Annotated in this window: 19 protein-coding genes and 1 tRNA gene; 5 read left to right on the plus strand and 15 right to left on the minus strand. The window is 54.1% G+C overall.

The window, feature by feature from the left end:
* Positions 1-162: 162 nt before the first annotated feature.
* The 8 genes from phnK to BWI76_RS02240 all read right to left on the minus strand — a co-directional run bounded on the left by phnK (position 163) and on the right by BWI76_RS02240 (position 5,717).
* On the minus strand, positions 163-921 hold the full coding sequence (phnK, locus tag BWI76_RS02205; protein ID WP_004137463.1) for a phosphonate C-P lyase system protein PhnK: 759 nt from the start codon (positions 919-921) through the stop codon (positions 163-165).
* Positions 918-1,766 carry an alpha-D-ribose 1-methylphosphonate 5-phosphate C-P-lyase PhnJ gene (locus BWI76_RS02210; protein ID WP_004137461.1) on the minus strand — a complete coding sequence of 283 codons (849 nt, stop codon included), beginning with the start codon at positions 1,764-1,766 and terminating at the stop codon, positions 918-920. Before BWI76_RS02210 ends, phnK begins: the two co-directional genes overlap by 4 nt.
* Positions 1,759-2,823, minus strand: a complete 1,065-nt coding sequence (locus BWI76_RS02215) for a carbon-phosphorus lyase complex subunit PhnI (protein WP_004137451.1) — start codon at positions 2,821-2,823, stop codon at positions 1,759-1,761. Before BWI76_RS02215 ends, BWI76_RS02210 begins: the two co-directional genes overlap by 8 nt.
* Positions 2,823-3,407 (minus strand): phosphonate C-P lyase system protein PhnH, encoded by a 585-nt coding sequence (gene phnH, locus BWI76_RS02220; protein WP_004137449.1) that lies wholly within the window; start codon positions 3,405-3,407, stop codon positions 2,823-2,825. Before phnH ends, BWI76_RS02215 begins: the two co-directional genes overlap by 1 nt.
* Positions 3,404-3,856: a phosphonate C-P lyase system protein PhnG gene (phnG, locus tag BWI76_RS02225; protein ID WP_004137441.1), complete on the minus strand. Its 453-nt coding sequence runs from the start codon at positions 3,854-3,856 to the stop codon at positions 3,404-3,406. Before phnG ends, phnH begins: the two co-directional genes overlap by 4 nt.
* Positions 3,857-4,582 (minus strand): phosphonate metabolism transcriptional regulator PhnF, encoded by a 726-nt coding sequence (gene phnF / locus BWI76_RS02230; protein ID WP_004137439.1) that lies wholly within the window; start codon positions 4,580-4,582, stop codon positions 3,857-3,859. It abuts the gene before it with no gap.
* 204 nt (positions 4,583-4,786) lie between these two features.
* Positions 4,787-5,221, minus strand: a complete 435-nt coding sequence (gene yjdN / locus BWI76_RS02235) for a VOC family metalloprotein YjdN (protein ID WP_004137437.1) — start codon at positions 5,219-5,221, stop codon at positions 4,787-4,789.
* 160 nt (positions 5,222-5,381) lie between these two features.
* Positions 5,382-5,717 carry a zinc ribbon domain-containing protein YjdM gene (locus tag BWI76_RS02240; RefSeq protein WP_004137429.1) on the minus strand — a complete coding sequence of 112 codons (336 nt, stop codon included), beginning with the start codon at positions 5,715-5,717 and terminating at the stop codon, positions 5,382-5,384.
* Between the two features lie 540 nt (positions 5,718-6,257).
* On the opposite strand from BWI76_RS02240, the gene proP reads away from it, so the two are divergent.
* Positions 6,258-7,760 (plus strand): glycine betaine/L-proline transporter ProP, encoded by a 1,503-nt coding sequence (gene proP / locus BWI76_RS02250; RefSeq protein WP_024360222.1) that lies wholly within the window; start codon positions 6,258-6,260, stop codon positions 7,758-7,760.
* 121 nt (positions 7,761-7,881) lie between these two features.
* On the opposite strand, the gene cbpM is transcribed toward proP, so the two are convergent.
* The 3 genes from cbpM to BWI76_RS02265 all read right to left on the minus strand — a co-directional run bounded on the left by cbpM (position 7,882) and on the right by BWI76_RS02265 (position 9,937).
* The gene (gene cbpM / locus BWI76_RS02255; protein WP_004097873.1) at positions 7,882-8,187 is read right to left on the minus strand and encodes a chaperone modulator CbpM; all 306 of its coding nucleotides are present in this window, start codon (positions 8,185-8,187) and stop codon (positions 7,882-7,884) included.
* Positions 8,187-9,107 carry a curved DNA-binding protein gene (gene cbpA, locus BWI76_RS02260; RefSeq protein WP_049087484.1) on the minus strand — a complete coding sequence of 307 codons (921 nt, stop codon included), beginning with the start codon at positions 9,105-9,107 and terminating at the stop codon, positions 8,187-8,189. The genes cbpM and cbpA overlap by 1 nt, the downstream gene beginning before the upstream one ends.
* A 149-nt stretch (positions 9,108-9,256) precedes the next feature.
* Positions 9,257-9,937: a TerC family protein gene (locus BWI76_RS02265; protein ID WP_004137424.1), complete on the minus strand. Its 681-nt coding sequence runs from the start codon at positions 9,935-9,937 to the stop codon at positions 9,257-9,259.
* Positions 9,938-10,161: 224 nt separating this feature from the next.
* Here BWI76_RS02265 and BWI76_RS02270 point away from each other — a divergent pair, with 224 nt between their 5' ends.
* Positions 10,162-10,944 (plus strand): DsbA family protein, encoded by a 783-nt coding sequence (locus tag BWI76_RS02270; RefSeq protein WP_004137423.1) that lies wholly within the window; start codon positions 10,162-10,164, stop codon positions 10,942-10,944.
* 36 nt (positions 10,945-10,980) lie between these two features.
* Here the strand turns inward: BWI76_RS02270 and BWI76_RS02275 are convergent, their stop codons facing one another.
* Entirely contained in the window at positions 10,981-11,577 is a 597-nt protein-coding gene (locus tag BWI76_RS02275; RefSeq protein ID WP_004137421.1) for a TetR/AcrR family transcriptional regulator, read from the minus strand.
* 115 nt (positions 11,578-11,692) lie between these two features.
* Here BWI76_RS02275 and BWI76_RS02280 point away from each other — a divergent pair, with 115 nt between their 5' ends.
* Positions 11,693-12,280 carry an NAD(P)H-dependent oxidoreductase gene (locus BWI76_RS02280; protein WP_004137419.1) on the plus strand — a complete coding sequence of 196 codons (588 nt, stop codon included), beginning with the start codon at positions 11,693-11,695 and terminating at the stop codon, positions 12,278-12,280.
* 145 nt (positions 12,281-12,425) lie between these two features.
* On the plus strand, positions 12,426-12,821 hold the full coding sequence (locus tag BWI76_RS02285) for a hypothetical protein (protein ID WP_004137418.1): 396 nt from the start codon (positions 12,426-12,428) through the stop codon (positions 12,819-12,821).
* Positions 12,822-12,855: 34 nt separating this feature from the next.
* On the opposite strand, the gene BWI76_RS02290 is transcribed toward BWI76_RS02285, so the two are convergent.
* Positions 12,856-13,665 carry a polysaccharide pyruvyl transferase family protein gene (locus BWI76_RS02290; protein ID WP_004137416.1) on the minus strand — a complete coding sequence of 270 codons (810 nt, stop codon included), beginning with the start codon at positions 13,663-13,665 and terminating at the stop codon, positions 12,856-12,858.
* Between the two features lie 99 nt (positions 13,666-13,764).
* Here BWI76_RS02290 and BWI76_RS02295 point away from each other — a divergent pair, with 99 nt between their 5' ends.
* Positions 13,765-15,987 (plus strand): glycosyltransferase, encoded by a 2,223-nt coding sequence (locus BWI76_RS02295; RefSeq protein WP_064371509.1) that lies wholly within the window; start codon positions 13,765-13,767, stop codon positions 15,985-15,987.
* A 300-nt stretch (positions 15,988-16,287) separates the two neighbouring features.
* Here the strand turns inward: BWI76_RS02295 and BWI76_RS02300 are convergent.
* Positions 16,288-16,363: transfer RNA gene (locus tag BWI76_RS02300), tRNA-Phe, on the minus strand.
* 115 nt (positions 16,364-16,478) lie between these two features.
* Positions 16,479-18,566: a DUF1176 domain-containing protein gene (locus BWI76_RS02305; protein WP_064371508.1), complete on the minus strand. Its 2,088-nt coding sequence runs from the start codon at positions 18,564-18,566 to the stop codon at positions 16,479-16,481.
* Between the last annotated feature and the right edge of the window lie 50 nt (positions 18,567-18,616).

The raw sequence follows: 18,616 nt of genomic DNA on the forward strand, positions 1-18,616 counted from the left end.
GCGGCGTAAACGCCTTATCCGGGCTACCTGATGCATTAACTCACGAAGCGCGACCGGGGATTCCCGGAGGCGGCGCGTTGCGCCTGTCCGGGCTACCGGCCCGCAGACGGCCCGGCACCCGTAGCCCGGTCAGCGCAGCGCCACCGGGGAGTGGACCTATGTTCAGTTCTGCAACACCGACGACACCAGCAGCTGGGTGTAGGGGTGATGGGGATCGTCGAGCACCCGGTCGGTTAAGCCGCTTTCCACCACCTGTCCTTGTTTCATCACCAGCAGACGGTTAGCCAGAAGGCGGGCGACGCCGAGGTCGTGTGTCACAATCACCACCGCCAGGTTTAGCTCCACCACCAGGCCGCGCAGCAGATCGAGCAGGCGCGCCTGCACCGACACGTCCAGCCCGCCGGTGGGTTCATCCATAAACACCAGCTTCGGCTGGGTCACCAGATTGCGGGCGATTTGTAGACGCTGCTGCATACCGCCGGAAAAAGTGGTGGGCAGGTCGTCAATGCGCGAAGGCGGGATCTCCACCTCCTGCAACCACTGCTCGGCGGTGGCGCGAATATCACCGTAGTGCCGCGCGCCGGTCGCCATCAGGCGCTCGCCGATATTCCCCCCCGCCGACACCTGGCGGCGCAGTCCGTCCATCGGATGCTGGTGCACCACGCCCCATTCGGTGCGCAGCAGGCGGCGGCGATCCGCTTCGCTCATCGCGTACAGCGAACGGTTCTGATAGAGCACGTCGCCCTGCTGCGGCGTCAGGCGGGCGGAAATCGCCTGTAGAAGGGTGGTTTTCCCGGAGCCGGACTCGCCGACGATACCCAGCACCTCTCCCGGCCACAGTTCAAACGAGACGTCGCTGAAGCCTTTGCCCGGCGCGTAGAGGTGGGTCAGATTATTGACCGCCAGTAACGGATGACTCATTTTTTCTGCTCCTCGCTCTGCTGGCGGCAATAATCGGTATCGGAACAAACAAACATCCGTTTGCCGCTGTCGTCGAGCACCACTTCATCAAGATAGCTATGGCGCGAACCGCAGATGGCGCAGGGTTCATCCCACTCCTGAACGGTAAACGGATGATCGTCGAAATCGAGGCTTTCTACCGGGGTGTACGGCGGCACCGCGTAGATGCGTTTTTCACGTCCGGCGCCGAACAGCTGGAGGGCGGGCATCATATGCATCTTCGGGTTATCGAATTTCGGAATCGGCGACGGGTCCATTACGTAGCGGCCGTTGACCTTCACCGGATAGGCGTAGGTGGTGGCGATATGGCCGAAGCGGGCGATATCTTCGTACAGCTTCACCTGCATCACGCCGTACTCCTCCAGCGCGTGCATGGTGCGGGTTTCGGTCTCGCGCGGCTCGATAAAACGCAGCGGCTCCGGGATCGGCACCTGGAAGATCAGGATCTGATCTTCAGTCAGCGGCGTTTCCGGGATCCGGTGGCGGGTCTGGATCAGCGTCGCGTCTTCGGTGCGCTCGGTGGTCGCGACGCCGGTGACGCGTTGGAAAAACTGGCGAATCGACACCGCGTTGGTGGTGTCGTCGGCGCCCTGGTCAATCACCTTCAGCACGTCATTTTCGCCGATGACGCTGGCGGTAAGCTGGATACCGCCGGTGCCCCAGCCGTAGGGCATCGGCATCTCGCGACCGCCGAAGGGCACCTGGTAGCCGGGGATGGCCACCGCTTTCAGGATGGCGCGGCGGATCATGCGTTTGGTTTGCTCGTCGAGATAAGCAAAGTTGTAGCCGGTCAATGCGTTAGCCACGTTGATTCTCCCGTTGCAGGCGTTTAAGCAGCGCCAGTTCGGCCTGGAAATCGACATAGTGGGGAAGTTTAAGGTGCGAAACGAAACCGGCCGCCTCGACGTTATCGGCATGCGCCAGCACAAACTCTTCATCCTGAGCGGGGCCCGCCACTTCTTCGCCGTACTCCGGCGCCTGGAGCGCACGGTCCACCAGCGCCATCGCCATCGCTTTACGCTCGCTCATGCCGAATGTCAGGCCGTAGCCGCGGGTAAAGTGCGGCGGTTCATCCTCAGGGGCGACAAAGCCGTTAACCATTTCGCATTCGGTCATCAACAGTTCACCGATATTGACGGTGAATCCCAGCTCTTCGGGAGCGATCTCCACCGCGACGTAGCCGCTGCGAATTTCACCGGCAAACGGGTGGTTGCGCCCGTAGCCGCGCTGGGTGGAGTAGGCCAGCGCCAGCAGATAGCCCTCGTCGCCGCGCGCCAGCTGCTGCAGGCGCGAAGAGCGCGAGCAGGGATAGACCGGCGGATGGCGGGTGATATCGTCGGGCTGCGCGTCGGTATCTCGTTCGGCTTTCGCCAGTTCTTGCTGAACCAGCAGATTAAAAACGTGCGGCGCGGCTTCCTGCGGCGCGCTATCGGTCGCCAGCGGCGGCGTTTCGCCGTTGGCCAGCAGGGTAAAATCGAGCAGGCGGTGGCTGTAATCGTAGGTTGGGCCGAGCAGCTGGCCGCCGGGAATATCTTTATAGACCGCCGAAATACGGCGCTCAAGGCGCATTCCGGCGGTGTCGACGGGCTCGCTGACCGCCAGCCTTTGCAGCGTGGTGCGGTAAGCGCGCAGCAGAAAAATCGCTTCGACGCTATCGCCGCTGGCCTGCTTCAGCGCCAGCGCCGCCAGCTCCCGGTCGGCGATACCGCCTTCGGTCATCACCCGGTCCACCGCCAGATTAAGCTGCTGGCTAATCTGGTCAACGCTGATTTCAGGAAGCCGTCCATCGCCTCGGCGTTTCTGTTCCTGTAGGGCGTGAGCGGCGACGATCGCCTTCTCGCCGCCTTTGACGGCTACGTACATTAGCAGACCTCGACATGGGTGGCGCGCGGGATAGCCAGCAGGCGTTCGCCGCAGGTGAGGATCAGATCGATGCCCAGCGGGAACGGATGCGGGCGCTCGGTCAATTCTTCAATGATGCATTCCGGCAGCTGCGGGGCGATCATCCGCTCTTCGGCGATCCCCGCGCCGGTCAGCCGCAGCATCCGGCCGCCGCTCAGGCTGGCAAGCTGGACCACCAGCGTGACGCCGGTTTCCGGGGCGACGACGGTTCCGGCGGAAAGCACGTTAAGCTGCTCGGCGCTGATGGTGTCGCTGGCGACGGCGAAGATCGCCTGCTGCGGCTGCTCAACCAGCGGCGCGCCGGTATGAAAGCGCAGATTCTGGCCGACGAGATCGTTATGCAGCGCCGGAGCCAGCCAAACCGGCGTGTCGTGATCCACCAGCGTCAGCAGCAGGCTGGTGGAGGCGACGTTCAGCGGCTGCCAGCCGTGCTGAAGCTGTTGCAGGGAGACAATCACTCCCGGCTCGCTCATCGCTTTCAGCAGGCGGCGGAAACTGTGCTGGGCGTCCTGCACAGCCAGGGTAAAGGCGGGTTGTAGTGTCATGCGTTATCTCCGCGAACCAGAGTAAAGAAGTCGACCCGGCTGGCGTTGACTTCGGCGCGTCGGGCTTCAATGCGCACGCTACGTTGTTCTTCCAGCGGGGTTATCAGGGTTTCCATCAGGGTGTGAAAATGGTGTGGCGACTGCATCAGGGCATCGATAGCCGCGCAGCGTTCAGCGTGCGGACGGTCGCGGCCCAAAATCCAGCTATAGCCGAGCGTTCCGTCGGCCAGGCGAATGGCGGCGCGGGTTAAGGTGGCGTCTCCGGCAAAGAACCGGTCGCCGATGCCGCCCATACGCGCCTGCAGCTGAACCAGTCCGGTTTCCGGGGCGCGAATCAGCTCATACTGCGGCGCGAGCTGCAGGGTCTGCATCCGCGCCGCCAGTTCTTGTGGTTCACTGTGGGCCAGCACGGACATCCAGCGCTGGCGGGTAGCGGTATCAAAGTGCATTCAGTGCTCCATGGTGAATTCAATCATGTCGGCGCGAGTCAGGCTGACGGAGTACTCCGTCGCGTTCTGCTCGTCCTGGCGATGATTCAGGGTGCGCACGCACAGCAGCGGCGCCATGTTGGGAATGCCGAGAATAGTGCTCTCTTTGGCCTGCGCGCGGCGGGCGCTGATTTTGGTGCGTACGCGGGTCAGTTCGATATCAAGCCGGTCGCGCAGCAGGTCATGGAGAGAGCCGTGGGTAAAGGTTTGCAGAACCGGCCACAGTCGCAGGTCGGTAAAGTAGTGGTCTATCAGGCACAGCGCGACGCCGTTAACGCGGCGCAGGGTGCGCAGGTGGATGACGTTATCGCCTTCATTAATGGCAAAGGCTTCGGCAACGTGGCTGCTGGCCGGGCGTAACACCGACAGCAGCTTCTCGCTGGTCGGATGGCTGCCCTGTTCGAGAAGATTCTGGCTAAAGCGGGCCTGGGCGTTGAGCGGATAATCGATCGGGCGCATCAGAACCAGCACGCCGACGCCCTGGCGGCGCTGGACCCAGCCGCGTTCGACGAGCTGATCGATGGCCCGGCGCAGGGTATGGCGGTTAACTTCAAAGCGGGTCGCCAGCTGCTGCTCGGCGGGAAGATAGTCGCCGCAGCGGTAGTGGTGGCGAAGCTCTTGCTCAAGTTTGGCGGCAATTTCCTGATATCGTGTCGGGTAACTGGTCGGATGTCTGGATAAGTACATGTCAATCGAGCCTCACTATGGACATGAAGGAGTTTCCCTCTGAGCGTGGGCCGATCCTGACGGTTTTTTGTTACATTTCGGTTAACTCATGATGACCGGGGGATGAAGAGTTAATGCCGGTGGGATGACAGGGGGAGGGGGAATGAACGCACGGATGCCCTCACCCCGGCTCTCTACCGGAGGGTGAGGGGAGGAAGGTAAGCGTTAAGGCTCTTTCACCACGTTGACCATCCACGGGACGCCAAAGCGGTCGATGACTTTACCGAAGCCGTGCGCCCAGAACGTTTCCTGCCAGGCCATCTCTATCTGGCCGCCGTCGGCGAGGCCGTCAAACCAGCGTTTACCCTCGATAACGTCTTTTGGGTCGAGCACGATGGTAAACCCGGCGTAGCGCTCCATTTTGCTGGAGGGGCTGTCGCTGAGCATCAGGATGCCATCCGCGATGCGCAGGCTGGCGTGGGCGATACCGTCGGCAGCCAGGTGCTGCCCGGAAGGGCAGCCATCTTCGGCGTCCTGGCTATTCTGCGGCATTTCACCCCAGGTGATTTTGTGGAGCAGCTCAGCGCCCAGCGCCTGCTGGTAGAAAGCGATGGCGGCAGCGCAGTTGCCGCTAAAAGCGATATAGGGACTTAAGGGCATAAGCATTACCTCAGGTAACGAATATTCCATTAAGCGTAGAAGGGGATTGCGGAATTAAGCCAGGCGGCAGCGACGGGTAAAGTGAGTACGAATGCGGGAAGGCTGGCCAGAGCGCGGAAAAAATATATTTCCCCCGACGATAGGCGTCGGGGGAATAAAATCAGTTCTTTTTAACAAATTCGGATTTTAGCTTCATTGGGCCAAAACCATCAATTTTACAGTCAATATTATGATCGCCTTCCACCAGGCGGATATTTTTAACTTTAGTACCAATTTTTAGCATCGAAGAGCTGCCTTTAACCTTCAGATCTTTTACTACGGTGACGCTATCGCCGTCGGCCAGTAAATTGCCGTTGGCGTCTTTGACAATCAGCGCGTCGTTATCGTCCACAGGCTCGGCATTGTTCCATTCATGGGCGCATTCCGGGCAAACAAACATGCCGTTGTCTTCATAAGTGTATTCAGAATGGCATTTTGGGCAGTGGGGCAGTTGCATGACGTTCCTCGCGATTACTGGGTAAAACAGGACGTTGGTCCTTTAAATGGCGGCTGATAGCCGAAAGTGATGCTGATTATAGCGCAATCCCGCACTTTTGTCGGGCCTTTTTTATGACACTTCCCAGCGGAGAAAGAGAATATATATTGTGGGGATAGGCGGGGTTATTTCCTTAAAAACCGCCAGTTATTTCCGGAAATGTATCGCTAAGTTCCAATATTCATTGAACTTATTGGTTTGAGATGACTCTGTTTAAGGGTAGGTAAATTTTTGTGAAGTTGATCCCAAATTTAAACGCTGTTAGGGTAAAAAGGCGAGAACGCAAATTCACTACACTTATTAGCGGCACCGCTTATTTGATTATGGCCAGAGCAGGCGTCAACAGGTTCGGTTGTACGGACTGTCAGCAGACAGTGCAGGCAAACCTGCTACGCTTGAAATGTGGAGCACAGCAATTCGCCGCTCCCAACGCATGACGCGAATGACCTTGTCATTCGGCGGAGATTCGTGCGCTCAAGGCGAGAGCAAAAGAGGAAAATTATGCTTAAAAGGAAAAAAGTAAAACCCATCACGCTTCGGGATGTGACCATCATTGATGATAGCAAACTGAAGAAAGCGATTACCGCAGCGTCGCTGGGTAACGCGATGGAATGGTTCGATTTTGGGGTTTATGGTTTTGTTGCGTATGCCCTGGGTAAAGTCTTTTTCCCCGATGCCAACCCCAGCGTGCAGATGATCGCCGCGCTCGGTACCTTCTCGGTTCCCTTCTTAATTCGTCCATTAGGCGGCCTGTTCTTCGGGATGCTGGGCGATAAATACGGTCGACAAAAGATTCTGGCGATAACCATTGTCATCATGTCGATAAGTACATTCTGTATCGGTCTTATTCCGTCGTATGCCACGATTGGCATCTGGGCGCCAATACTGCTGCTGCTATGTAAAATGGCGCAGGGTTTTTCGGTGGGCGGAGAATATACCGGCGCATCGATCTTTGTGGCGGAATACTCGCCTGACCGTAAACGCGGCTTTATGGGCAGCTGGCTGGACTTCGGTTCAATAGCCGGTTTTGTGATGGGCGCGGGCGTGGTGGTACTGATTTCCAGCGTGGTGGGTGAAGAGAACTTCCTCAGTTGGGGCTGGCGTATTCCGTTCTTCCTGGCGCTGCCGTTAGGGATTATTGGTCTTTATCTGCGTCATGCGCTGGAAGAGACGCCGGCGTTCCAGCAGCACGTTGATAAAATGGAGCAGGGCGATCGCGAAGGCCTGCAGGAAGGACCGAAAGTCTCCTTCAAAGAGATTGCGACCAAACACTGGCGTAGCCTGCTGACCTGTATCGGTCTGGTGATTTCCACCAACGTGACCTACTACATGTTGTTGACCTATATGCCGAGCTACCTGTCGCATAACCTGCACTATTCAGAAGATCACGGGGTGCTGATCATCATCGCCATCATGGTCGGGATGCTGTTCGTTCAGCCGGTTATCGGTATGCTCAGCGACCGTTTTGGCCGTCGCCCGTTTATTCTGATTGGTAGCGTGGCGCTGTTCGCGCTGTCGATTCCGGCCTTTATCATGATTAACAGTAACGTTCTCGGCCTGATTTTCGCCGGTCTGCTGGTGCTGGCGGTAGTGCTGAACTGCTTTATCGGGGTGATGGCCTCGTCGCTGCCGGCGATGTTCCCGACCCACATCCGCTTTAGCGCTCTGGCCAGCGCCTTTAACATCTCGGTGCTGATTGCCGGTCTGACGCCAACCCTGGCGGCGTGGCTGGTAGAGAGCACGCAGAACCTGATGATGCCGGCTTACTATCTGATGGTGATTGCGGTTATTGGCCTGATTACCGGCCTGTCGATGAAAGAGACCGCCAATCGTCCACTGAAAGGGGCGACGCCAGCGGCTTCGGATATTCAGGAAGCGAAAGAAATTCTCGGCGAGCACTACGATAATATCGAGCATAAAATCGAAGATATCGATCAGGAAATCGCCGACCTGCAGGAAAAACGTTCTCGCCTGGTGCAGCAGCATCCGCGCATCAACGACTAAATCGTTTTGCTGGTAACTCATGCCGCCGCGGGCTTCCCCCGGCGGCATTTTTTATGCCCTGCTGAGGTTATTCGCGGACCGCCCAGGCCCGGTAAGGACCGGGCGATGCCGCGTCGAGGGCTTAGCTATGCGTCAGAAAGCGCGCCAGCCGCTGCTGCAGGATTTGATTTTCGCGGCTCAGGCGCGCGTTCTCGTCCAGCAGCGTTAAGGCGACAGCGATACCCGGCCAGTCCAGCTCCAGCTCTTTGCGCAGGCGTACGGCGCGGTGCACGATGGTCACCGCGCTATCGTCAAACAGCCAGTTTTCCCGCTGCGGCTGGCGCGGCTCAATCATGCCGAGGCCGACAATCTCGTTAAGCTCCTCTTCGGAAAGGCCGGTGTGGAGACAAAACTCGGTAATCGTGAACGTCACTGTTATCTTAGCCATCAGGCTTTCCCCCATGTCTTACGCGGCTCGAAGCTGGATTGCGCATCCGCCAACTGCTGCCAGAGCGCGCGGCTCTTCTCATCTGGTTTTGGCGGCATGACGATTTTAATCACCGCATACAGGTCGCCGGTGGTGGTTTTGCTGGTCAGCCCTTTGCCTTTCACGCGCAGCCGCTGACCGGCCTGGCTGCCCGGCGGAATGGTTAGCAGGATGCTCTCTTTCAGCGTCGGGATGGTAACTTTAGCGCCCAATGCGGCTTCCCACGGCGCCAGCGGCAGGACGATTTCAAGGTTATGGCCGACGACATCAAACAGCGGATGCGGGGCGATATGGATCACCAGCCACAGATCGCCATTGGGGCCGCCATTTTCACCGGGAGTACCCTGGCCTTTCAGACGGATGCGCTGGCCGTCGACGACGCCCGCGGGAATTTTCACGTTCAGGGTTTTCGGCGTTTCGCTTTCGACCATGCCAAAGACGTTATAAACCGGCAGCTTATAGCTGATGGTGCGCGTCTGCTCCGCCAGGGTTTCTTCAAGGAACACCGCGACTTCTATCTCTAAGTCATGACCGCGGACGCCGTGCTGGCGGCGGCTATGGTGCGCCTGCTGGCCAAACATGGTGGAGAAGATGTCGTCGAAGTCCTGCTGGCTATAGCTCTGCTCGCGGGAATGCTGCTGCTGCCGGCCAAACTGCGGATCGTTGCGGTGCTGCCAGAGCTGGTCGTATTCGGCGCGGCGCTGGTCATCTTTAAGCACTTCCCAGGCTTCGGCGAGATCTTTGAATTTGGCTTCGGCATCGTTTTCTTTGCTGACATCGGGGTGATATTTACGTGCCAGACGGCGATAGGCGGTCTTAATGGTTTTCAGATCGTCCGTTGGCTGAACCCCTAGAATGGCATAATAATCCTTTAATTCCATGGCGTTATCTCATTTATGCGCAATATGACGGTTACAGATCCCTGGATCAGGTGTCTTTATTAAGCTTAGGGCAAATGAGGGCGGATGGGGCGGAAAAGTGGCGCAAACTTGACGCCGTCGGGATTGACGGCGGCCGATCGACAATGTCCCTATTCGGTGGAGCGCCTGCGGTTTCTGCGCAGCCCTTCGAGCAGCACCAGGGCTGCGCCAATGGTTCCACCCATCAGTGGGAGAGCGGCGGGCGCGTTGGGGAAGAGATGAACGATGGTCACATCGGTCACCATCATTGAACCGGCTATCCAGCCGATGAGCGCACCGCCCAGCATCACCACGGACGGGAAGCGGTTGAGGATTGCCAGCACCAGTTTGCTGCCGAGGACGATAATCGGAATGCTGATTAATACACCCAGCGCGACCAGCAGCAGATGGCCTTTCCCGGCGGCGGCAACCGCCAGTACGTTATCCAGCGACATAATGACGTCGGCAACGGTAATGGTGACCGCGGTACGCCACAGGCTGCTGTAACTGCTGACCTCGCTTTCTTCTTCCTGATTAGTCACCAGCTTGATGCCAATCCACAGTAGCATCAGCGCGCCGACCACTTTAAGCCACGGTAGTGAGAGTAAATAGATGGCGACGGCCAGCAGCAGCACGCGTGCCGCAATCGCGCCGAAGGTACCGATAATAATGGCTTTGGTACGCTGCTGCGGCGGCAGCTTACGGCAGGCCATCGCGATCACCACCGCGTTGTCGCCGCCCAGTAACAGATCGATAGCGATAATTTGCAGCAGAATAACCGCCACGTCCCACTGACTGAAAAACTCATTCATAGCCAACTCATCGAACCACCAAAAAAGACCCTACAGGAAAACGCAGGGGCGAAGGGTACTCTCGTTCGGGCGCCTTGACCACCTGTCCGAGAACCCGAACGCAGCGAGTTATTGAAAAATATAGTTACCAATCATTGCCTCGTCCGGCAATGATTCGCAGGTAAAGGATGATATTTTGTTCGTAGAAACACATCTGCCGTTCACCTATCGCAAGGACTAACCACATGCCCGGCCACAAGAATTTACTCACATTTGCCTTTATTGGCGCCTCCCTGTTTCCGGTTATGGCGACCGCTGCTGACGCACCGACCTTTACGCCTGAACAAGAGGCCCGTATTGGCAAAATCGCCGCGGATTATTTAGTTGCGCATCCGGAAGTGCTGCTGCAGGCCAGCCAGAAGCTGCAGCAAATTCAGCAACAGCAGCAGGCCAGCGCCGCGACCCAGGCGGTACTGAAGAACGCGGCCGCGCTGACCCAGGATAAAAATACCCCAACCTACGGCCCGAAAGAGGGCAAAGTTACGGTCATTGAATTCTTTGATTATCAATGCGTTTACTGCAGCCGTCTGGCGCCGGTAATGGAACAGGTGATCAAAGAGAACCCGCAGACCCGCTTTGCCTTTAAAGAGTGGCCAATTTTTGGCAGCCGCTGGGAAACCTCGCTTGCAGCAGCGAAAACCGGCCTGCAGATTTATCAGCAGAAGGGCGCTGAGGCTTATCTGACCTACCATAACGGGATCTATTCCACCGGGCATAACGAAGGCAAGCTGACGGCCGCCGACATCCAGCAGCAGGCGAAGAAAGTGAATTTCGATGCCGGGAAAGCGGCGGACGTTGAACCGGCGCTGGAAAGCATCAATCAGCTGGCGCAGGAAATTGGCCTGAGCGGGACGCCTGGAGTTATCGTGATGCCGACCACCGGCGCCACGGAAGCGACGATCACCGTGTTCCCGGGGCTGGCGGATAAAGCCTCGCTGGATGCGGCGATCAAGAAAGCGGGCGGCTGATAATCATCAACGCGACCGCCGGGCGGCGGGCGCGGCTTAGCGATGGCAGCAGCGCTGCAGCATCGACATAATCACCTGAAAGAGCTCATCTTTAGCCTGCTGCTCCGTGATAACGCCGCTCACGACCGAGGCCGATAGACCGTCGGCGGACCCGAGCATGGCGAGAATGGCCGCTTCGCTGAGGTTGTCACTTTCGCAAAGCGGCGCAAAATAGTCCCGGCATTTCCCGGTAAAAGTGGCGATGCACTCTTGTTTGATCTTCTCCAGCTCGGGCGTCCCGGCGAGCGCGGCCATGACGCTCGGCATCTCGCGCCCTTGAAGCAGCACGCACTCGATATAGGCGTTGGCGATCGCCGCGGCCAGTTTATCCGCATTCGGTTCGGTATTGCGCAGTATTTCATCCATTCGCGCCGTCTGGCGCTGGTCGTATTCCGTGTATAGCGTCGCGAAAAGTCCCGAACGGCTGTCAAAATGATCGTAAACCACCGGTTTAGTGACTCCCGCCTGCGTCGCCAGGTAGCCCAGCGTCAGGGCATCGGTCCCTTCTTGCCGAATAATCTGCCAGGCAACATCAATCAGCTGTTTGCGCCGCTCTTCTCGCGTTAAACGCTGCCGTACGAGTGGTTCAGACATAGAAGCATTCTCCCGTTGACATGCTTATATACCAAAGGTAACTTACTATTGGTAGGTTACTGTTAGTATATAAGACTACGTCCAATATCGTTGTATAGCAACTGGGGTATCCGTCATGCATGCATTAATCGTGGTTTCTCATCCTCTTAATACTTCTCTGACTCACAGCGTTGCGGCGGCGATTGCGCAGGGGGTTGCCGAATCCGGCTCGCATCACAGCGCTGAAATTGCCGATTTAACCCGGGAAGGCTTTAGCCCGGTTTTTGCCGAACCGGATATTGCCGCCTTTCGGCAAACCGGCGCTACGCCGTCCGATGCGATCGCTGAACAGGCCAGAATCGATAACGCCGACGCGCTGGTGCTGGTGTTTCCCATTTACTGGTGGTCGATGCCGGGGCTGCTGAAAGGCTGGATTGACCGGGTGTTTTCAAACGGCTGGGCCTATGAGGAGACCGCCGACGGCAACGTAGTGAAGAAGCTGGGACGCCTGCGGGTACATCTGGTGGCATTAGGCGCAGCCAGTCAACAAACGTATGACAAGCACGGGTTTACCGATGCTTTTAATGCGCAAATTGTCCACGGCATTTTTGATTACTGCGGGGCTACGGTCGCCAGTTCGCAGATGCTGCTGTTGCCGGACCTGCAAACGGCGGAAGCGCATCTGGAGGCGGGGCGCCAGCTAGGAAGGAAGATGTTTGGCTGAGGCGCGTTTAGCTACCGTGCCTGGATTTCCGCCGGGTGGCTTTATCCGCCCCGGCCTGAAAGAATATATTATCTATGAAAATCTCACAGCATCCTGACAGGATATAATTCTTGATCAATAGTATGATATTTGTTTTCATACTGAAATGTATAGCTATAATAAAGATGATGGCTGGGTCTGGCGTTATACCGAACAGGAAAATGATCTTATCTATTCCAGGGAAATGGATAAGATTCATTACTTGATAAATAAATTTAAGAACAGCCTTGCTGATGAAAATAAAATTTTTGTCGTAAAAAGCAATGGCAATAATCTTGATGATATAGTATTTGCTTTAGCAAAAGAGTTTAAGAAGCACGGTAACAGTAAAATACTTTACGTGAAAAGTAACGTGGAAAGTTCAGCTGTAGGCGAAATCAAGAAAGTGAATGATAATCTTTTTATTGGCGCGATCGATAAATTCGCCGACTATAGCCGGGCAAATGAATACTCGCGTGAAGGCTGGCAGGCAATAATTGATAATGCTGTAAAGGTGATGTGAATTTTTAGCAGCGTATTAATATACGCTGCATTTTTTAGCTGGTAGTAATAAAGCACGTTTTTGGGTAATGATTTAACAGCGAGTAATTATAAACGGCTTCATTTTTGTAGTATGAGTTAGGGTAGAAATTGACTTCTTTTCCCAGCAGGGATGCTAAAATTGCTACATGCAGTCTATCGGTATTTACAACTTTATACTCTTCAAGGAAATTGATCATGCAACGGGTAGAGTTTCGTGCCAGAAATTCATTATCCCAATAGTCGCCATTCCACGTGAGCGAAATATCATGATTGTTTTCTTTATGTTCTCCTGTCAGCGACTCTGAATCTGTTCTGAAACAGTTTGCCTGTTGTTTATAGGCCGGTTTAAGAGACAGGTATTTACTAAGATCGAGATAAAATGCCATGTCATCAGCAATGAATACGTTCTTATTTGGCTCATAGCTGAGAGATTTTATATAATCGAAAGTGGTATTTTCACGGCAAAACACTACTAATTTATCGATATTATTAGTGAATAAATCGCTATACCCTCTGATTGTCGAAGGCATAATGATCGTTTTGTGAAATTTATGAATATTATTTTGGATGAAATCGCGGCCTTCAGCATATAACCCTTCGATGAGGTTTCCTCCGCCACCAAAAATTAAAATATCAGTATCAGCGCTGTAACGCTCATCGGCTCTGTAAGGAACATAGGTAAGCGCATTTCGTTCGAAAAAATCGTACGTTGCAGATGCAATCACGCCATCGCCCGCGTTACCGGGGTTTGCCTTATAGACAAATCGATGAGATGGATGATAGGATTTTAGAAATAAATCAAATTTTAACTCTGCACTGGTCATTTTTTATCCTGTTTAACAGAAGCTATTGATTGCTATCTTAATATTACTTCAACTCACTCATTATTATAGAAAAGTCTAGGTTACTAAGGAAAGATCACAATGAAGAAAGTTCTTATAATGACGCCGGACATAGAGGGGCCTGTCCGTAACGGCGGCATTGGTACTGCTTTCACAGCCCTTGCCACTACTTTGGCAAAAAAGGGGTATGATGTCGATGTATTGTATACATGTGGTGACTATTCAGAGTCATCTGCATCAACTTTTAGCGATTGGTCACGTATTTATAGCACCTTTGGTATTAATTTGCTGAGTACCGGTCTGGTAAAAGAGATTAATATCGATGCCCCCTATTTTAGAAGAAAAAGTTACTCAATTTTGCTCTGGCTGAAAGAGAATAATATCTATGACACTATTATTTCTTGTGAATGGCAGGCAGATCTTTATTACGCTTTATTAAGTAAAAAGAATGGCACTGATTTTGAAAATACCAAATTCATTGTCAATACCCATAGCTCAACGTTATGGGCTGATGAAGGTAACTACCAGCTCCCATATGATCAGAATCACCTTGAACTCTATTATATGGAAAAAATGGTAGTTGAGATGGCTGATGAAGTCGTTAGTCCGTCTCAGTATTTAATTGATTGGATGTTGAGTAAACACTGGAATGTTCCTGAAGAACGCCATGTTATTTTAAATTGCGAGCCATTTCAAGGGTTTGAAAAGAGAAGTGATGTTGTCGTTAAAGCCAATGAAAAAAACGCTTCAGGCGTTGAGCTTGTATTTTTCGGCCGACTTGAAACCCGTAAAGGGCTCGATATCTTCCTGCGCGCATTAAGAAAACTCTCTGCCGAAGATAAAGAGACGATCTCTGGTGTGACCTTCCTTGGAAAAAACGTCACGCTGGGTAAAATTGATTCATTTACCTATATCATGAGCCAGACCAAAAACCTGGGTCTGGCAGTCAATATCATCAGCGATTATGACCGTACTAATGCAAACGAATATATAAAAAGAAAAAATGTATTAGTCATCATCCCATCGCTCGTTGAAAACTCCCCATATACCGTTTATGAATGCTTGATTAATAACGTTAACTTCCTCGCCTCAAACGTTGGAGGGATTCCAGAACTTATTCCGCAGGAGCATCATGCTGAGGTTCTGTTTACCCCAACGCCGGTTGATTTATACGGTAAAATTCACTATCGCTTAAAAAATATAAACATCAAACCCGGACTGGTTGAATCACAAGAAAATATCCAGGCAGCGTGGTTTGCCGCCATTGAAAGAAAAGATAACTGCGTCTTCAAGAAAATTGATGAATCTAATCGTCCGTTAGTGAGCGTATGTATTACTCATTTCGACCGTCATCATTTGCTCCAGCAGGCACTTGCCTCAATAAAAACGCAGACGTACCAAAATATTGAAGTTATCTTAGTTGATGATGGAAGCACAAAAGAAGAATCTCATCGTTATTTGAACCTTATCGAGAACGACTTTAACGCTCGAGGCTGGAAAATCATCCGCAGTTCAAATAACTACCTGGGCGCGGCACGAAATTTGGCCGCTCGACACGCCTCCGGTGAATATCTGATGTTTATGGATGATGATAATGTCGCTAAACCTTTTGAGGTTGAGACATTTGTCACGGCAGCATTAAACTCCGGAGCCGATGTGTTGACCACCCCAAGCGATCTCATTTTTGGTGAGGAGTTCCCTTCGCCATTCCGTAAAATGACGCACTGCTGGCTCCCGTTAGGCCCTGATTTAAATATCGCCAGCTTTAGTAACTGCTTTGGCGATGCTAATGCTCTGATCAAGAAAGAAGCTTTCGACAACATCGGCGGTTTTACTGAAGATTACGGTTTAGGTCATGAAGATTGGGAGTTTTTTGCGAAAATATCCTTACATGGCTATAAATTGCAAATCGTCCCTGAGCCGCTATTTTGGTATAGAGTAGCAAACTCCGGAATGTTGTTAAGCGGAAATAAGAGCAAAAACAACTACCGTAGCTTCCGTCCATTTATGGATGAAAATGTGAAATATAACTATGCGATGGGCTTGATTCCTTCGTACCTCGAAAAAATTCATGAACTGGAGAATGAAGTGAGCCGACTGCGCAGCATCAATGGCGGCCATTCTGTCAGTAATGAACTACAGCTTTTAAATAATAAGATTGATGGTCTAATTTCTCAGCAAAGAGATGGCTGGGCCCACGATCGCTTTAATGCTCTTTATGAAGCGATTCATGTCCAGGGCGCAAACAGAGGCAGGAGTCTGGTTCGCCGTGTGGCCCGCAAAGTAAAGTCATTGTTGAAATAGCCTAATCCGCGGAGCTCGAAAGAGCTCCGCAAAAAATAGTTTTAATGAAGCTTAATTGTTCGACGCACTCAACTCACCCCGGATACCAACGTCTGCTTATTCCGCGATTAGGCTGCTTTTAGGCGGGTTCTTTAAATAGTGGTGCCCGGACTCGGACTAACGCCGCAGGCGTTGAACTGCGCTTGTCGCGCTGCCCCCGAAGGGGTGAGCCGCCGTGCGGCGAATCATCGAACGCCGTTTGATGGAGTGTCCGGTCGTAGAAAAGCAAAAACCCAGCCATAGGCTGGGTTCTCTGAATAGTGGTGCCCGGACTCGGAATCGAACCAAGGACACGGGGATTTTCAATCCCCTGCTCTACCGACTGAGCTATCCGGGCAACGGGGCGCATTAAACCGTAATCCGTACGCCCCGTCAATCAAATTTCTCGTTTTATCTACTGGTTGCTTAACTTTGCGGCAATTCTGCGCCCAAAGGCGCTTTTTTGCTGAAAATTACATCATACCGTTGTCGCCTTCGCGGATTTTCCAGCCGCTGGTCACCGAGATAGCGCGGCGCAATCCGGAGATCGCGTAGTCGCCAACGATGTCTTCATCATCGCGCGGCGAGCTGAGCGTGATTTCCGCGTCGACGCCGTGGCGATAGGCGCCATGGTGGCTAAAGATGGTGCCGATAAAACATTTATCGTTGAGCCAGACCGGGATATACGCCACGGTTTCGTAGATATAGTTCGATGGTACGCCGCTGTAGTAGTTTTCCGCGTCGTCGGATGACGTGCCAGGAGGAATAGGACAAATCGGCGCGTCATTGTCGCTCTGCGGCTTATCCTTGAGCAGGCTGCTCTGCATCACTTCCAGCGACTTCAGCAGGTCTGATTTTTCCCTGTCATTCAGCGCCGGCGTCAGGGGTTGACCTTTTTCCGGCGAGCTGATGTCGTTGAGGGTGTAGCGATAGCGGATCGTCACTGCTGGCGTACTGCCTGAGGGGCCAAACGGGCGCAAGAGATAGAGATTATCTTCGCCAAACTGGCCGTTGTACCAGAGCGCATAAACCTGGCCATTAATGCGTACCCAGTGGCTCCACTGGTTGGCGCCGCGGCCGTTAAGAGAGTAGAGCGCGCCCGGAACGCCTGCGTCAAAATCATCGCCGTTGCCGCTATCATCGCTGTTGACCGCAGCAAAAGCGTCGTCGCTGCGTTTTAATATCCCGGTATAGCTAAAGAGTCCGGTACCGCCGACGTAGCTGTCGATGATTAAATCACGTTTACCGTCTCCGTCGAGGTCAACCAGCGTAAAGCTGACTTTGCCGTTTTCGGAGTCGGCGCTGATATCGGACTGGAGAAACGTCTGCCACTCATCATCGCTGATATCGGCGGAGGGCTTCGTCGTCGAGACCAGAGAGTCGTCCGCGTAGGTCAGCGTAAAATGGCTGACGTTGCCGCTGAGGGGAAACTGCTCGGCGATCTTATTCAGATCCAGTTCAGGATTGACCTTCTGCTCTTTTAACACCGCGTTGTATAACGCTTTCAGCGCGTTGTTATCGGCATCTTTCTGCTGCTTTGGGATAACCTGGCCCACAAAGGTGGGCAGCATCCACGCGCCTCCGGGGGCGATTTCCCGGCAGTCACCGGTGGTGTACTTCAGGCTCTGGATAAACGTTTTACCGTCCCAGACGCGTTCTTCGCCGCTGATGCAGTCGGCGATACCGCGGCCTTTATTGAAAAAGGTGAGCACGCCGTCGGCATAGCTGGAGGCGTCGGTGGTGACCAGCTGAGGCGGGGTCATGAACCCTTTGTCCACGACCCACACTGCATAGCCGTCGTTGTAGGCCGCGCGCCAGCACAGGGCCTGAATCAGCGTGTGGTTTTTATCCAGCGGAGTTGCGGTGAGCTGGCGCTCAGACGCCGGGATATCCGCGTTTTTCCAGTCGTCACAATGGCTGTTCAGGAGCGGGACGAGTTGGGGAAGGAGTTTCTGCCGCTGCTTTGCCGTCAACGGCGCGGTAGCGGCATCGTGAACCGCCGGCGCGGCGATAATTTCCGGCGCGGGCGCTGCCGTTAAAATATTGTCATCACCGGCGTCGCCCTGGCGTAACAGCGCATCGGCAGTCCCCAGGCGCCGCTGGAACTCATCCATCTTCAAAAATACGGCGCTGCTGCCTGCGTCGGAAAGCGTCTTACGCTCGCCGTTAAGCGCCAGCTCAATTTTGCCGTTGTGCTCAAGGGCCTGAATCAGGGCCGCCGTCTGGGTATCATCAAAGCGAAAGTGGCTCTCGTCGGCGACCTCAAGCGGACCGTGATCCCGATCGTCAATAAACAGGTTTACCGCGGCATCGGGAGGAATATCGCGTTCGGTTTGCGCGAAGGTCGCGACAGCGATGACGTGCTGCGCCGCGCCCGCATTGCGGGTCAGCAGAACGCTGACTTCGCCCACGGTGGTGCCATACCCCGCGGCCCGACAGGTCCCGGTGTTGTCGCAGGCGAGCTCCCAGTCTTTATGCGCGAAAGAAAAGCCTTGCGGAGAGGCTGCCAGGAGCGGTGTTGAACACAGCCCCATGGCGGCAAGCCAAAGAAGAGAGCGCATATCAAACCCTGTCAGCATATCGATGAAGGGGAATTATATGCGCGATGAAT

Origin of the sequence: Klebsiella sp. M5al (assembly GCF_002090195.1) — a bacterium.
GTDB classification, from domain to species: domain Bacteria; phylum Pseudomonadota; class Gammaproteobacteria; order Enterobacterales; family Enterobacteriaceae; genus Klebsiella; species Klebsiella grimontii.